The sequence below is a fragment of the Photobacterium obscurum genome (assembly GCF_026191635.1).
Classification (GTDB): domain Bacteria; phylum Pseudomonadota; class Gammaproteobacteria; order Enterobacterales; family Vibrionaceae; genus Photobacterium; species Photobacterium obscurum.
The window spans coordinates 1-1,889 of record NZ_JAKRRW010000049.1 but is presented as its reverse complement, the minus strand read 5'-3'; the positions used below and the strand labels follow the sequence as shown (position 1 = coordinate 1,889).

The following is a 1,889-nucleotide window of genomic DNA, read 5'->3' as shown; positions in this document are numbered from 1 at the left end:
AACCCTAGAAGTACTTAATTGTGTTGGCTTGGAAGTCAAACAGCCACTTTGCTTGCTTTACTGCTAAGCAGTTCCACACAGGATGATCCCTGGCATCCGATGCCGTTATGCCCGCTGCCTGTACGGCAGAGTAGTTGGGTTGTTTCATTTGCTAAGCTGCCCGAACGGCAGTGAACAAGTGTAGGAGAAGCTCTGTTAGGGCATGAATTTCTAAGCTGCCTGCGCGGCAGTGAAGTTTCAGATTCATCGTTACCATTAAATGATATTCTTCTAAGCTACCTGTGCGGCAGGAAAGCTGAGCCGTGAGCTTGCTCTACCGTCAACTGATTTTCTCAGCTGCCTTTTCGGCAGTGAAGCAGGCAATACCTCATGCTGCAACTGTCCCATTCTTCTCAGCTGCCTGTCCGGCAGTGAAGAACATACATCAGAAATATTTTCTAAGCTGCCCGTGCGGCAGTACAAGGCATTACACCGCGAAAAACCGCGTTTGACCATGATGAATGACAATTTATGCTGCGCCCCACGAGTTAGTTGGCTGCTTTTTGTGCAATGATCGGGAGACCATCAACAGCTGCAGCCGAGATATTACAATGATGCTTGCTTCATGGCCTGCAATAAAGCGTCTATTTCAGCCCGGGTTTGATCAAGCCATTGATACCTTCTTGTATATAGACGGCGCTTGGTTTTCTTTAGCGTCGATGGTGCCTTGCGTTCTGGTTTGAGTGGCAGGGAAAAGAAGTGCCTGTCTGTTTTGGTGGCTCCAAACTCTTGCCACAGCTTGTCATAATCAAAGACAATCGCCCCCTTTTTGGATCCGATGTAGCGTAACGCTTGGTAGATATGACCCTTGTTAGAAATGGCCTGCACGTCATCGGTATCCATACAGTTTGCCAGCATAAGGGCAAGTTCAAGCATCAGTGCCTTTGGCCTCAGTCCGTGTAGTGTGCGGGTAAGCTCCTTGATTTTGGCCTGGCTGTCCTCTACTTTTGCGCTTGCACCCTGTAAGCAACCTATATACATGGTTCGTTTAGCATTCAGCTGGCTAAACGTGATGGTCACGGAGTACATGGTATAGCCAGTACTCGATTCGACGAGTCGGATACCCAATGATCCTTCACGAGATTCTCCGGGATAAAATTCAGCGTGGTATGCATTACCATTTCGATCATGGAATCGGATAAGCTCAAGGGGGGCCAGGTAGAACCGGCAAGTATTGCTGCCGAACTGTTGTTCAAGGATCTCGAAATGAGAGCGAAGCAAGCGAGCACGATCTCTTGCCCGAAACGCAGTACTGATGAAAGGCTTAAGCGGCTTCTCGAATAATTTAGGATCGTGCTCAATAATCGGTGAGAGATTGCTTCTTACTGTTAGCTCATTGACTTGTTGAACAATATTGCCACTTATCAATCCCCACATCACAAATCGTAGGTTTTTTCGCACAACATTTATTCCTTTCGAATCAGGATGGACAGTCTTTGAAAGGGTAATAAGTTGTTGGAATGTTTGCATGGTTTACTGGTCCAGATGAAAAGTGCTCCTTCACCGGTTTAACAATCATTTCCATATATCACTATTGGGCGGTATCAGATTGACTAGGGGATTCAGCCGCCTGTCAATGCGAAAAGACAATAAAATCCCGGGTGTCGAATAAATGTAGATGAGTGTTTGTTATATGAGCTGTTAGAAGTGAAATAGCGGATATTTGCAATTATTTTGCTGTGTGGTTAACTGCTGATGTGGCGCTGGTTTTGGCTTCGCGCCAAAATTACTCTGCCGTCGATTTGATGTCTTTGGCTTACCCAATACGCTCTTGGCACCAACGGTAATGGCAGAATGTGCTTGTATTGCCGTTGGTTACTGTCGGCATTCAGAGGGAAGGGTGCCAGTTT

General features: G+C 46.6%; 1 protein-coding gene. It reads right to left on the bottom strand.

Translation table 11 applies throughout. The features are described 5' to 3' along the window. Window positions 1-585: 585 nt before the first annotated feature. Window positions 586-1,440 (bottom strand): VirK/YbjX family protein, encoded by an 855-nt coding sequence (locus MD588_RS25835; RefSeq protein ID WP_265700825.1) that lies wholly within the window; start codon window positions 1,438-1,440, stop codon window positions 586-588. Window positions 1,441-1,889: the final 449 nt, after the last annotated feature.